This window comes from Streptomyces sp. NPDC058697 (genome assembly GCF_042715345.1).
Lineage (GTDB): Bacteria > Actinomycetota > Actinomycetes > Streptomycetales > Streptomycetaceae > Streptomyces > Streptomyces liliifuscus.
Map to the genome: position 1 here is coordinate 173,472 of NZ_JBHXSU010000011.1, position 13,952 is coordinate 187,423.

General features: G+C 69.1%; 6 protein-coding genes and 1 tRNA gene. 5 read left to right on the top strand and 2 right to left on the bottom strand.

Going from position 1 to position 13,952, the window contains the following annotated elements:
- Positions 1-118: 118 nt before the first annotated feature.
- Positions 119-1,501, bottom strand: coding sequence for a DUF2254 domain-containing protein (locus ACFWXQ_RS25830; RefSeq protein WP_383956779.1), 1,383 nt, complete (start codon positions 1,499-1,501; stop codon positions 119-121).
- Between the two features lie 141 nt (positions 1,502-1,642).
- On the opposite strand from ACFWXQ_RS25830, the gene ACFWXQ_RS25835 reads away from it, so the two are divergent.
- Positions 1,643-1,727, top strand: a tRNA-Leu gene (locus ACFWXQ_RS25835).
- A gap of 117 nt (positions 1,728-1,844) precedes the next feature.
- Here the strand turns inward: ACFWXQ_RS25835 and ACFWXQ_RS25840 are convergent.
- Complete coding sequence (locus ACFWXQ_RS25840; RefSeq protein WP_383951759.1) at positions 1,845-5,294, bottom strand: CARDB domain-containing protein; 3,450 nt, start codon at positions 5,292-5,294, stop codon at positions 1,845-1,847.
- Between the two features lie 510 nt (positions 5,295-5,804).
- Here ACFWXQ_RS25840 and ACFWXQ_RS25845 point away from each other — a divergent pair.
- The 4 genes from ACFWXQ_RS25845 (at position 5,805) to ACFWXQ_RS25860 (ending at position 13,946) form a co-directional block, all read left to right on the top strand.
- Complete coding sequence (locus tag ACFWXQ_RS25845; protein WP_383951761.1) at positions 5,805-10,088, top strand: discoidin domain-containing protein; 4,284 nt, start codon at positions 5,805-5,807, stop codon at positions 10,086-10,088.
- Positions 10,089-10,188: 100 nt separating this feature from the next.
- Positions 10,189-11,199, top strand: a complete 1,011-nt coding sequence (locus ACFWXQ_RS25850; RefSeq protein WP_383951764.1) for a LacI family DNA-binding transcriptional regulator — start codon at positions 10,189-10,191, stop codon at positions 11,197-11,199.
- Positions 11,200-11,419: 220 nt separating this feature from the next.
- Positions 11,420-12,838, top strand: a complete 1,419-nt coding sequence (locus ACFWXQ_RS25855) for an ABC transporter substrate-binding protein (RefSeq protein WP_383951767.1) — start codon at positions 11,420-11,422, stop codon at positions 12,836-12,838.
- Between the two features lie 145 nt (positions 12,839-12,983).
- The gene (locus ACFWXQ_RS25860) at positions 12,984-13,946 is read left to right on the top strand and encodes a carbohydrate ABC transporter permease (protein ID WP_383951770.1); all 963 of its coding nucleotides are present in this window, start codon (positions 12,984-12,986) and stop codon (positions 13,944-13,946) included.
- Positions 13,947-13,952 lie beyond the last annotated feature (6 nt).

Sequence of the window (13,952 nt, forward strand, 5' to 3'; positions counted from 1 at the left end):
GTGGGCGGCGCCGTGCGGGGCGCCGCCCACTGGCTGGGGGGAGCGCCGGCGGTCGCGTCCTAGCGCTGCGTGACCGTCGGCCGCCGACCGGGGGGACGGGGGGCCGGTGGCCTCGCGCCTAGCCGATGCCCTGCCGGTCCGGGTGGAGGGCGAAGGCGCGGTCGGCGGCTTCCGGCACGGCTCGCTCCACGGCCTGGGTCAGCAGCGTGCGATGGCGGACCAACGGTGCCCGACGGTCCTCGGGAACGGCGCCGAGGAGATCATCGAGCCCGGCCAGCAGACGCCGGGTCACCTGAGGGCTGGCCACGGCACACCCCCGGATCTCGGTGAAGCCGAGGTCGACCAACTCGGTCCAGCCCGGCACGGGTTGCACCAGCCGTACGGTGCCTCGCCGGTCCCGGTGCAACAGGGCCCCGAGCGGGCGCTGCGCCACCGAGGACAGGAACTGCACGATCCGGTCCACGGCCTGAACCGCCGTGGTGGGGTCGTTCACGGCCGGAGACAGGGCGCGCAACGCGATGTCCGACAACTGCCGCAGCCCCAGCCCCAGATCCTGATGGAACGTCCGCTCGGCACCCACGGACACCTGAAAACTCAGCGCCCGCAGCGCCTTCGTGGCGGGCCCGCCGTGTACGGCGAACACCGGCGTGCCCGGTACGACGAAGTCCCCGATCCGCGGGACGAGCCGCAGTACGACACCGCTCTGCCGCGCCATCCGGACGAGCCGCACGATGTCGACGTCCCGCAGTACGCCCGCGCGGCCGTGATGGGCGAAGCGGGCGGTCTCGGGACCGAGGTCGGAGCCCGGACCGGTGCTGGTACCGGCACCGGCACCGGCACCGGTGCCGACGGGCTCCTCCGCCGAGACGCCGAGGGGCATGTTGGCGACGACCCGCAACGCCTCCCTGGTGATCAGGTCGACGACGTGCGCGACCCGCATCAGCCGCAGCGTCGAGTTCACGTACATCACGAACAGGACGACGCTCAGCCCCACCAGGATCAGCGTGAGGACGGACTGGACGAGCGGGATCGAGGCCACCAGCGCGGGATCGCGCTGACTGTCGTACGAGGTGAGGACGAGCAGGGACTGGACGAAGGTGGCCAGGAACACCGCGAAGGTGGCCTTGGTGATCCGGCTCCGCACGAAGATCCGTACGACGCGGGGGCTGAACTGCCCGGCGGCCATCTGCACGGCGACCAGCGAGATGCTGAAGACGACGCCGATGAAGGTCATCATGGCCGCGCTGATCGTGGTGACCACGGTCTTCGCGTCCTCGGCGATCCCCAGCAGATCACTGACGGCGTCCTCGTCGCCCGCGTTGCGCAGCGCGGTCAGGATCGCGTCGTCCGCCGCCGTCGCCGCGGACCACACCACGAACACCAGGACCAGGGCGGCGGTCGGAGCGAACCAGAACGTGTCACGCAGATGCTCCCGCCACGGCGACAGAGCCCGGTGCCGCCGTCTGCGCGGCAACCCGTCCGTAGTCTTCCAGTCACCCATGGTGAGACTGTAGGCGCACCTTCCGCACCTGTCGGGAACCCCCGCCGGGGCGAGGAAACGCAGGTGAAAGCCACTCCGAAAGCTTGGTATTGTTGTCCATGTCGCCACGGGGAACACCCCCGTCCAGGCGGCAGACACCTAGTCCGGGTGGCGGAATGGCAGACGCGCTAGCTTGAGGTGCTAGTGCCCTTTATCGGGCGTGGGGGTTCAAGTCCCCCCTCGGACACAACAAGCAACATCGCCCCACAGGCCCCGTTTCACGGGCAGGGCAAACAGCCGGTGCCCCGCACTCCGAGAAGAGTGCGGGGCACCGGCGTCTTTGGTGGATGGTCGGCCCCCCGGCTCAGCGGTTCATGCGGGCGGCGGACGCCCCGGTGGGCGTGCCGGTGATGGTGAACTGCGAGCCCGGCTCGATCAGTACGCTCCCTTCGGCCGAGTTCGTGATCGTGACGTTCGTCAGGGCGGCGCTGCCGCGGGCCCCGCTCATCGCGAGGATGCCGGACCCGTTGTTGGACCCGTCGATCTTCACGTCGGTGATCTTCACGCCCGGCATCGCGCCGCCACCCGTCTTGAACTGGATGCCGTCGTACGTCGAGTCGAAGATCTCGGTGTCACGGATGGTCACGCCCGGGATGTCCTGCCCTTGCGCGAAGAGTGTGATGGCGCCGAACTCCTGGTCCTCGTTCCAGAACGCGCCGCCCGTCCGGTGCAGGGCGTTGCCCGCGATGAGGGTCTGCCCGGAGAACGGGAGCGGGTCGTGGTCGGTGGCGAGCATGATGCCGGGGTAGTTCATCGTGTCGGCGATGACGTTGTTCTCGATGGTGTTGCCGTAACCGCCGTACACCGCGATGCCGTTGGCCCGCCACGGCAGCTGGATCGTGTTGTTGCGGAAGTGGTTGTCGTGGCCGATGTCCACCGAGGTGTCCTTCACGTACTTGCTGGCCCACACGGCGAGCGCGTCGTCACCGGTGTTGCGGAAGGACGAGTTGTAGACGGTGGAGTTGCGGGTGCCGTTGGCGAAGTTGATGCCGTCGGCGTAGGTGTTGCGGATGCGTACGCCCGAGAACTCCAACTCGTCGCCCGGGCCCCACAGTTCGGGGATGTTGGAGTAGTCGCGGCCGGCCCACACGCCGACGTTGGCGTGCTCGATCCACACATTGGTGATCTTCGTGCCCTTGCCGAAGCGGCCGTTGAGTCCCACACCGCCCTCGTGGTTGCCGTCGCCGCCGCGGATGGTGCCCGAGCCGAAGATGGCGATGTCGGAGATCTGGGTGTTGTGGTCGATGTCGAAACCGAAGTTGCCCTCGTGCGGGTGGTTGATGCCACCGGCCTGGTGGGGCGGGGTGAGTGTGTAGAGCTGGGAGTGCCACATGCCCGCGCCGCGGATGATGACGTCCCGGATGCCGACCTGGTTGTACTGGCCCCGGTTCAGCGGGTCGTCGGTGAGGATCTTCTGTTCCTGGCGCCACTGCCCGGCCGGGATCCACACGCAGGAGATCTGGCCGTTCTGGTCGGCGGTGACCGCCCGCTGGATGGCGTCGGTGTCGTCGAGTCCGTCGCCCGGGACGGCCCCGTACTCGGTGATCGAGGTGCAGTTCGCGGGCTTGGTGGCCGCGGGCGCGACCTGTTCGAGGTCGACGAGGTCGATGACGTAGAACGCGGCCGTGTCGCCCGCGTCCCGCTGGAGGCGGAACTTGGTGCCCACCGGGTAGCTACGCGACAGCAGCGCGTGCGACTCGTCGAAGAGCCGACGGGCGTCGCTGCCGGGCGTGTTGGTCAGTCCCTCGGGGTCGTCGGTGGTCCCGTACAGCCAGCTGTGCTTCGACGACAGGTTGAGCTTCTGTACGAAGGTGCCGTCGGCGTACAGGCTGATCGTGGCCTGTGCCCCGCCGCCGCCCGCGGCGTCCGGGACGGAGTTGCGCACCACGATCGAGTTGGACGGAGTCGTCGAGGTGAACTCGACGAACTGGCCGGTGGAGTTGAGCCTGACGGACTTGCGGCCCGAGGACTCGGTGGCGAAGTTGGTGTGTCCGAAGGTCCTCTTGGCGTCGGCGGTGAGCAGGGTGCCCTCGTAGCGGCCTTCCTCCGCCTCCAGTTCGGTGTACGGGACGGCGGCGCCACGGCCGACCACGAGTGACTTGGCGAGCACGTTGTTGTTCTCGTTGGTCTCGCTGACGACCCCGGTGGCGTCGGCGGTGGCCGTGAGGGTGGCCCCACCGCTGGTCGCCGTCCATGTTCCGCTGATCGGCACGTTCACCGTGGCTCCGGATGCCACCTGGCCGGTCGTGCCGTTGAGCGTGGTGGAGCCGACCTGGAGCCGGGTCACGGAGCCGGCCGGCGCCGCGGTGGTGCCGCGGTTGTGCACGGCGACGGTGAAGGAGACGGACGAGCCGACGGCCGGGTTGGCCGGGTTGGTGGTGATGCCGCGTACTTCGAGGTCGGGGCCGGGTGCCTGGCCGACCACCAGCCGGTTCGCGGCGGTGCGGCTGTTGTTGGAGTCGTCGAGTTCGGCGACCGTGTTGCGCGGGTCGACCACGGCGGAGACGCCGTAGTTGCCCGCAGGACGGGTACCGGCGGCGACGGCCACCGTGGCGGACGCGCCCGGGTCGAGCGCGGGTACGGTTCCGCTGCCGGCGACCGTTCCCTCCAGGCTGACGTCGACGGTCGTGGCGGCCGAGCGTGCCGTGCCCGCGTTGCGGACCGTGGCGTTCACGGTCACCGCGTCCCGCTCGGAGGGGGAGGCAGGGGTCCAGTCCAGTCCTGTGACGGTCAGGTCGGGTGCGGGTGCGGCGGTCCCGACGACCTGGAACTCGGCGACCTGGCCGCCCGGTGCCCCGGTGTTGGAGAAGAAGCGGAGCCGCAGGTCGGACCAGCGCCCGGTGACCGGGATGGTCACCGAGTTGTTGTCCCGGGAGGGACTGAAGGCGTAGTCGGCCCGGTCGCGCAACGAGGTGAAGGCGCTCGCGGAGTGTTCGCGGCCCAGCACCTGGATGCTCTGGGTCCTGGCCGCCCACACCTGGTCCGGGTTGAGCTTGACCACCACGGCGTCGACGTCGGCGTTGGCCCCGAGCTTGACGGTGAGATCGGAGGGGTGGCCTGCCGCTTCCCAGTAGGTGGAGGTGGAGTCGTCGGTGGCGTTCGCGGCGACGAAGTTGTGGACCGAGGAGGTGGCCTCGACGGGCTTGTTGCGGGCCAGGTTGGTGCCGGTCGGCGGGGGAGTGGTCCCGCCGTCGTCGCCGTACACCTCCAGTTCGGAGAGCTGAGCGGCGTTCCAGCCGGTGTTCCCGGTGATGTGCACACGGACGTACCGCGCCTCGGCGGGGGAAGTGAGGCCGACCGGGACAGTGTTGGCCTGCGCGGGGTTGAACGCCCGGGCGGTCGAGGCCGCGAGAGTACGGAACGTGGAGCCGTCGGTGCTGGCCTGCAGGGACAGCGTCTGGTTACGGCTCTCCCAGGTGGCGGGCAGTTTGAGCACCACCTCGTCGACGGTCCGGGTCGCGCCGAGGTCGACCTGGACCCACTGCGGGAAGGAGCCGCCCGGCCCCTCCCAGTAGGAGGCCTGGGTGCCGTCGGTGACGTTCCCGGCGGTGTAGGGGCCGTTCGAGCCGCCCGCGGTGGCCGGACGGCCGAGCGCGAGGTTGACGACGGCCGCCGCCTTCGCGCGTTCGCTGTCGGCCGGGGCGGTGGCGGCCCGGGCGCTCGACGTGACGGCCAGCGGTATCAGCCCGGTCGTCATGAGCGCGGCTATGACGGCACCGGTCAGTGACCGGCGGCCGAGGGGTCTCCATCTCATGGGGTCCTCTGTTCCGTGGGGGAGGCGGAAGCGCGACAGACGGGCCGGGCACGCCGGGGCAGGCACGGGGGAGTTCAGAGGGGGAGTGGAGTGTCCGTCGAGGAATGCACCGGCCTTGCGCGCAAATTGAGCTGCTCAGTCGATTCTTTGCGGAAACTACGCCCACAGGTTTCTAGTCCGTCTCCACTTTGTCAACGGTCCCGGTATCACCGGTAGTTGACGTGGAAGCAGCTTGCGCTACTTGCGTGCCCGCTTGCGCTTTTCCGACAGCCCGCACGAAAGTCGCTGGCCCGGTGGTGCAGCTGGTGGGAGGGACCCGCGAGGCCTGCATTTCGGGCATGCTCACGCCATAGACGTACCGTCGGGTGTCTGCAACTCTCTGATCGATCGACGCAAAAGAGAGTGCGCCCAGCCGCACATTGAAGCGCGACGTACACCCCCCACGGACACCCACCCACACAGCCGCCCCGGGGCCGCCCACATCCGGCTCGGGACGGAGATCGGGGACACATGAGACCGCAACGCCGGGGATGGCGGGGGATTGCCGCCGTCCTCACGACCGCTCTGCTCCTGCTGGGCCTGCCGTCGCTGACCGCCGCCGCGGCGGCCGCCGGGCCCAACCTCGCCGCCGGACGGCCCGCAACCGCCAGTAGCGCCCACGCCGAGTACGCCGCACGCAACATCACCGACGGCGACCAGGGAACGTACTGGCAGAGCGCCGGGAGCAGCCTCCCCCAGTGGATCCAGACGGACCTGGGCACGACGGCCCGCGTGGACGAGGTGGTGCTGAAGCTGCCGGCCGGCTGGGAGAGCCGCAACCAGACCCTGTCCGTCCAGGGCAGCGCGGACGGCACGAGTTTCACCACGCTGAAGACCTCCGCGTCCTACGCCTTCAGCCCGGGCAGCGCCAACACCGTGACGGTGACCTTCCCCGCCGCCCAGGCCCGGTACGTACGGATCGACATCACCGCCAACACCGGGTGGCAGGCCGCGCAGCTCTCCGAGCTGGAGGTCCGCGAGTCAGGTGACTCCTCGGCGAACCTGGCGCGCGGCCGCACGCTCACCGCCGCCAGTCACCACGAGACCTACGTGCCGGCCAACGCGGCCGACGGCAACAAGGCCACCTACTGGGAGAGCCGCAACAACGACCTGCCGCAGTGGATCCAGGCCGACCTGGCTTCCTCCCTGCGCGTCGACCGGGTGGTGCTGCGCCTGCCCGACGGCTGGGGAGCCCGCAGCCAGACGCTGAAGATCCAGGGCAGCGCCAACGGCACCGACTTCTCCGACCTGACCGCGTCCAAGGCCTACGCCTTCGCGCCGGGCGACGGCAACTCGGTGACGATCTCCTTCGACCCGACGACCACCCGGTACGTCCGGGTGCTGGTCACCGCCAACACCGGTCAGCCCGCCGCCCAGTTGTCCGAACTCGAGGTCTACGGCCCGGCGAGCGGCGACACCCAGGCACCGAGCGCTCCCGCGGACCTCGCCTACACCGAGCCTGCCACCGGCCAGATCCGGCTGGCCTGGAAGGCGTCCGACGACAACACCGGCGTCACCGGCTACGACGTGTACGCCAACAACGAGCTGCTCACCAGCGTCGCGGGCACGGTCACCACGTACACCGACAACCGTCCCGCGAGTGCCACGGTCTCCTACTTCGTGCGGGCCAGGGACGCCGCCGGGAACGCCTCCGGCAACAGCAACACCGTCACCCGCCGCGGCGAGAGCGGTGACACCCAGGCACCCACGGCACCCGCGAACCTGGCCCTCACCGAACCGGCCGCCGGGCAGATCCGGCTCGCCTGGAACGCCTCCAGCGACAACACCGGCGTGACCGGCTACGACGTGTACGCCAACAACAGCCTGCTCACCACGGTCGCCGGTACGGTCACCACGTACACCGACAACCGCTCCGCGAGTGCCACGGTCTCCTACTTCGTGCGGGCCAAGGACGCGGCCGGGAACGTGTCCGGCGACAGCAACACCGTGACGCGCAACGGCACTTCGGGCCCCGGCTCCAATCTCGCGGTCGGCAAGCCGATCACGGCCTCCTCGACCGTGCACACCTTCGTCGCCGAGAACGCCAACGACAACAGCACCTCCACCTACTGGGAGGGTTCCGGCCACCCGGCCACCCTCACCGTGAAGCTCGGGGCAAACGCCGACGTCTCCTCGCTCGTCCTCAAGCTCAACCCGGACAGCGCCTGGGGCGCCCGGACCCAGAACATCCAGGTCCTCGGCCGCGAGCAGGACGCCACCGGCTACACCAGCCTGGTCGCCGCGAGGGACTACGCCTTCAGCCCGTCGAGCGGCAACAGCGTGACCGTGCCCGTCACCGCGCGGGTGGCCGACGTGCAGCTGCGCTTCACCTCCAACACGGGCGCCCCGGCCGGGCAGATCGCCGAGTTCCAGGTGATCGGCACCGCCGCACCCAACCCGGATCTTGAGGTCACCGCGCTGACCGCCTCGCCGGCCTCACCGGTGGAGTCCGACGAGATCACCCTCACCGCCACCGTCCGCAACAGTGGCGAGGCCGCCGCACCGGCCAGCGCCGTCGCGCTGCGCCTGGGCGGCACCAAGGTCGCCACGGCGGCCGTCGGCACCCTCGCCGCCGGAGCGCAGCGCACTGTCAGCACGTCCATCGGGGCGCGGGACGCGGGCACGTACCAGCTCAGTGCCGTCGCCGACGACGCCGGTGCGGTCATCGAGCAGAACGAGACCAACAACACCTACACCAGCCCTGGTTCACTCGTCGTACGCCCGGTCAGCAGCTCCGACCTCGTGCCGGTGCTGACCACCACACCGTCCGGCCCGGCGGACGGCGACACCGTCACCTTCAAGGTCGCCCTGCGCAACCAGGGCACCATCGGCTCGGCGGGCGGCGCGCACGGCATCACCGTCGCGCTGGTCGACTCCCAGGGCGCCACCGTGCGCACCCTGACCGGCTCGTACGACGGCACGATCGCCGCCGGTGCCACCACCGGCGCCGTCACGGTGGGCACCTGGACCGCGGCCAACGGCTCGTACACGGTACGTACGACCGTCGCCGCCGATGCCAACGAACTGCCGGTCAAACGGGAGAACAACAGTGCCACCCAGTCCCTGTTCGTCGGACGCGGCGCCAACATGCCCTTCGACATGTACGAGGCGGAGGACGGCGCGACCGGCGGCGGAGCGGCGACCGTCGGACCCAACCGGACCGTCGGCGACCTCGCCGGAGAGGCGTCGGGCCGCAAGGCGGTGACCCTCAACAGCACTGGTGAGTATGTGGAGTTCACCACCAAGGCGGCCACCAACACACTCGTCACCCGCTTCTCCATCCCCGACTCCGCGGGCGGCGGCGGCATCGACGCCACCCTCAACGTCTATGTCAACGGCACCTTCCGCAAGGTGCTGCCGCTCACCTCGAAGTACGCCTGGCTGTACGGGGCGGAGGCAGGTCCCGGCAACTCCCCGTCCGCGGGAGCCCCGCGCCACATCTACGACGAGGCGCACCTGATGCTGGGCGAGACCGTTCCGGAGGGGGCGAAGATCCGGTTGCAGAAGGACACGGCCAACACCTCCCGGTACGCGATCGACTTCGTCAGCCTGGAACAGGTCGCGCCGGTCGCCAACCCGGACCCGGCCGCGTACGCCGTCCCGACCGGCTTCGGCCACCAGGACGTACAGAACGCCCTGGACCGGGTCCGCATGGACACCACCGGCAGGCTCACCGGCGTCTACCTCCCGCCGGGCGACTATCAGACGTCAAGCAAGTTCCAGGTGTACGGCAAGGCCGTGCAGGTGGTCGGCGCCGGGCCCTGGTACACGCAGTTCCACGCCCCGTCGGGCCAGGACAACACCGACGTCGGCTTCCGGGCCGAGAACTCCGCGAAGGGGTCCTCGTTCAGGAACTTCGCCTACTTCGGCAACTACACCTCGCGCATCGACGGTCCCGGCAAGGTGTTCGACTTCGCGAACGTGTCGGACATCGTCATCGACAACACCTGGACCGAGCACATGGTCTGCCTCTACTGGGGCGCCAACACGGACCGGGTGACGATCAGCAACTCGCGCATCCGCAACACGTTCGCCGACGCCGTCAACATGACCAGCGGCTCGACGGACAACCACGTGGTCAACAACGAGTCACGGGCCTCCGGCGACGACAGCTTCGCGCTGTTCTCCGCGATCGACGCGGGCGGCGCCGACATGAAGGACAACCTCTACGAGAACCTGACCTCGATCCTCACCTGGCGGGCCGCGGGCATCGCCGTCTACGGCGGCTACGACAACACCTTCCGCAACATCCACATCGCCGACACCCTGGTCTACTCGGGCATCACGATCAGCTCGCTGGACTTCGGCTATCCCATGAACGGGTTCGGCACCGAGCCGACGACCGTGGAGAACGTCTCGGTGGTCCGCTCCGGCGGCCACTTCTGGGGCAGTCAGACCTTCCCCGGAATCTGGCTGTTCTCCGCCTCGAAGGTGTTCCAGGGCATCCGCGTCAACGACGTGGACATCGTGGATCCGACCTACAGCGGGATCATGTTCCAGACCCAGTACCTGGGCGGGCAGCCGGTGAACCCGATCAAGGACACGGTCCTCACCGACATCTCGATCACGGGTGCCCGCAAGAGCGGTGACGCCTACGACGCGAAGTCCGGCTTCGGGCTGTGGGCCAACGAGATGCCGGAACCGAACCAGGGTCCGGCGGTCGGTGAGGTCACCTTCAACGGCCTGCGCCTGGGCGGCAACGCCGTGGACGTCCGCAACACCACCTCCACCTTCAGGATCAACATCAATCCCTGACCCGGTCGCCGAAAGGCGTCCACCGGTCTCTCACGGAGACGGAACGGAGGCACCAAGGCTGGCGCAAGCCGTTTGCGCGGCTTGCGCTAGCCTTGCGCTCATGACGCGACGACTTGCTCAGGTAGCCAAGAAGGTAGGTGTCAGCGAGGCCACGGTCAGCCGAGTCCTCAACGGCAAGCCCGGAGTCTCGGACGCCACCAGGCAGTCCGTGCTCACCGCGCTGGACGTCCTCGGCTACGAGCGTCCCACCCAGCTGCGCGGCGAGCGGGCGCGTCTGGTCGGCCTGGTCCTGCCCGAGTTGCAGAACCCGATCTTCCCCCTGCTCGCCGAGGTCATCGGCGGCGCGCTCGCCCAGCAGGGACTCACCCCGGTGCTGTGCACCCAGACCAAGGGCGGCGTCTCCGAGGCGGACTACGTCGACCTGCTGCTCCAGCAGCACGTGTCCGGAGTGGTCTTCGCCGGCGGTCTGTTCGCCCAGGCCGACGCCCCGCACGACCACTACCGGCAGCTCGCCGAACGGCGTATCCCGGTCGTGCTGATCAACGCCCCGGTCGAGGAGCTGGACTTCCCCTGTGTCTCCTGCGACGACGCCGTCGCGGTCGAGCAGGCGTGGCGGCACCTCACCCTGCTGGGGCACGAGCGCATCGGCGTGGTCCTCGGCCCGGCCGACCACATCCCCTCCCGGCGCAAGCTGGCCGCCGCGCGGGCCGGTGCCGAGGCGGCGGGCAAGTCCCTGCCCGACGATTGTGTGGAGCGGTCGATGTTCTCCCTGGAGGGCGGCCAGGCGGCGACCACCCGCCTGCTGGCCCGGGGCGTCACCGGCATCATCTGCGCCAGCGACCCGCTCGCCCTCGGCGCCATCCGCGCGGCCCGCCGGCGCGGCCTCTCGGTGCCCGAACAGGTCTCCGTCGTCGGCTTCGACGACTCCGCCTTCATGAACTGCACCGAACCCCCGCTGACCACCGTGCGCCAGCCCATCGAGGCCATGGGGCGGGCCGCCGTGGACCTGCTCTGCACCCAGATCCAGGGCGGTGAGGTCCAGCCCGGTGAGCTCCTGTTCGAGCCGGAGCTGGTGGTCCGCGGCTCGACGACACAGGCCCCTCGGGGCTAGTCCGCAGAACCCGAGCGCGGTGCGGCCGACCTGGCCCACCGCGCTTCGGTTTGCGCGCACAGGCCTCCCTGAGATCAACCGTATACATCCTTCTGTCAAACATTTACGAAGGCTGCGCGAGATATTGTGGTCAGTTGTTCGTGGTGGTTGAGTGTGCGGCGCCCCACATCGCACCGGCGGTGAGGGCGCCTTCCACGTTCATGCCCGAAGGGGACCACCCATGAGAAGAGCTCGGTTCCGCCGCACGCGCCGCGCCGGCGCGGTCACCCTCGCCTCCGCGCTCACGCTGACCGCGCTCGCCGCCTGCGGTACGAGCAGCAGCGACGACGACGGCGACAACGGCTCCGGCAACAGTGCGAAAGCCGACCCCGCCGCACCGCTGGACCCGAAGACCAAGGTGTCCATCACCATCGACTGCATGCCCCCCGCGGCGAAGGCGGCCGAGCTCAAGCAGTGGAACGAGGACGTCAAGGAGTTCAACAAGAAGTACCCGGGCGTCACCATCCAGGGCCGCTCCACACCGGGCCAGTGTCTGGAACCGCCGCGCTTCACCGCGATGCTCAAGGCGAAGTCCCAACCCGACGTCTTCTACACGTACTTCACCGACCTGCCCCAGGTCCTCGACAACGACGGCGCCCAGGACATCACCGCGTACGTCAACGACAAGAGCGTCCCGCTGCTCAAGGACATCGACCCCGAGGTCCTCAGCTCGCTGAAGAAGGACGGCAAGCTCTACGGCCTGCCCACCAGCAACTACCGCATGGGCCTGCTCATCAACCGCAAGCTCTTCACCGAGGCCGGCCTCGACCCGGACAGCCCGCCGACCACCTGGGCGGAAGTCCGCACCGCGGCCAAGAAGATCGCGGACCTCGGCGGCGGTGTCGCCGGATTCGGCGAGTACAGCGCGGCCAACACCGGTGGCTGGCACTTCACCGCGCAGATGTACAGCCTCGGGGGCGACGTCGTCGACGCCAGTGGGAAGAAGGCCGCCTTCAACGACGCGACCGGCAAGCAGGTCGCCGAGAACCTCCACGCCATGCGCTGGGACGACGACTCCATGGGCAAGACCCAACTGCTGAAGTGGGGCGACCTCCAGAAGCAGATCGCCACCGACAAGCTGGGCATGTTCCTCGCCGCGCCCGACGACGTCACGTACATGGTCCAGCAACTCGGCGCCAAGTACGAGAACTTCGGCATGGGGCCGATCCCGGGCGGCGAGAACACACTCGCCGGCGGCAACAACTACATGATCAAGCAGGGGATTTCGGCCGACAAGGTCAAGGCCGCCATCGCCTGGCTGAACTTCAAGTTCACCACGGTCGGCAAGGGCCACTACGACTGGCAGCGGTCCAAGGCGGACGGTCTGCCCGTCGGGCTTCCGCAGCCGGACCTGTGGCTGAACGGTTCCAGGACCGAGGACGCCGCCGCCCGCAAGGAGTTCGCCACCATGCCGGTGGAGAACTTCAAGGCCTTCACCGACAACCCGGTCCCGGGCAAGGCCGAACCGCCGAAGGCCCAGGAGATCTACAAGGTCCTCGACAACGTCATGTCGGGCCTCCTCACCAACAAGGACGCCGACATCGACAAGCTCCTGTCCACCGCCGAGTCCCAGGTCAACAAGGTCCTCGCCACCCAGTGACCACGCGGCGGCCGGGCGGTGTCACCACCGTCCGGCCCGCCCGCGCGCCGCCGTCCACCGGCGGCGCGGGCGAGAGCCCGACCTCCCACGGCATGTGCCCCGGCCCGACCCGTCCGGCGGCACCGCAGTACGTCAAGGAGCGACCATGTCGGCCCCCATCCTCACCAAGGACCCGGTGGTCAAGGACCGCCGTCCCCGCAGGCCCCGCGCCGGTGCCCCGCACCTCCCGGGCGGCGAGTTCGGCAAGAACCTGCGCCGCAACATCACCGCCCACGGCTTCCTCATCGGCGCGGTGCTCTGCTTCGCCTTCTTCTCCTGGTATCCGATCGTCCGGGAGTTCCTCCTCGCCTTCCAGAAGACCGAGGACGGCCGCGTCAGCTGGGTGGGCTGGGACAACTTCGTCACCGTCTGGAACGACCCGGCCTTCGGCCAGGCCTGGCGCAACACCCTGTGGTTCACCGTGCTGGCGCTGCTCCTCGGCTTCGTCGTACCGTTCGTCACCGCCCTGATCATCAACGAATTCCGGCACGGCCAGGGCTACTTGAGGCTGCTGGTCTACCTGCCGGTGATGCTCCCGCCGACCGCGTCGGTCCTGCTCTTCAAGTACCTGTACGACCCCGGGTACGGCATGTTCAACGAGATACTCGGCGTCTTCGGCGTCCCCGCCCAGCAATGGCTCCAGGACCCCGACACGGCGATGCTCTCCGTGGTGGTCGCCTCGACCTGGATGAACATGGGCGGCGCGACACTGATCTACCTCGCCGCGCTCCAGAGCGTGCCCGGTGAGCTGTACGAGGCCGCCGAACTGGACGGCGCGGGACTGCTCCGCAAGGTGTGGCACGTCACCGTTCCGCAGACCAGGCTCATCCTGCTGCTGATGCTCCTCATGCAGATCATCGCCACCATGCAGGTCTTCATCGAGCCGTTCCTGCTCACCGGCGGCGCCGGACCCGAAGGGTCCACCACCACCATCGTGTACCTGATCTACCAGTACGCCTTCAACTTCAACAACTACGGCGCCGCGGCGGCGCTCGGCCTGCTCCTGCTCGTGCTGCTGGCCGGCTTCTCGGCCACGTACACCCGACTCAACCGCGCCGAGCAGGACTAGGGGACC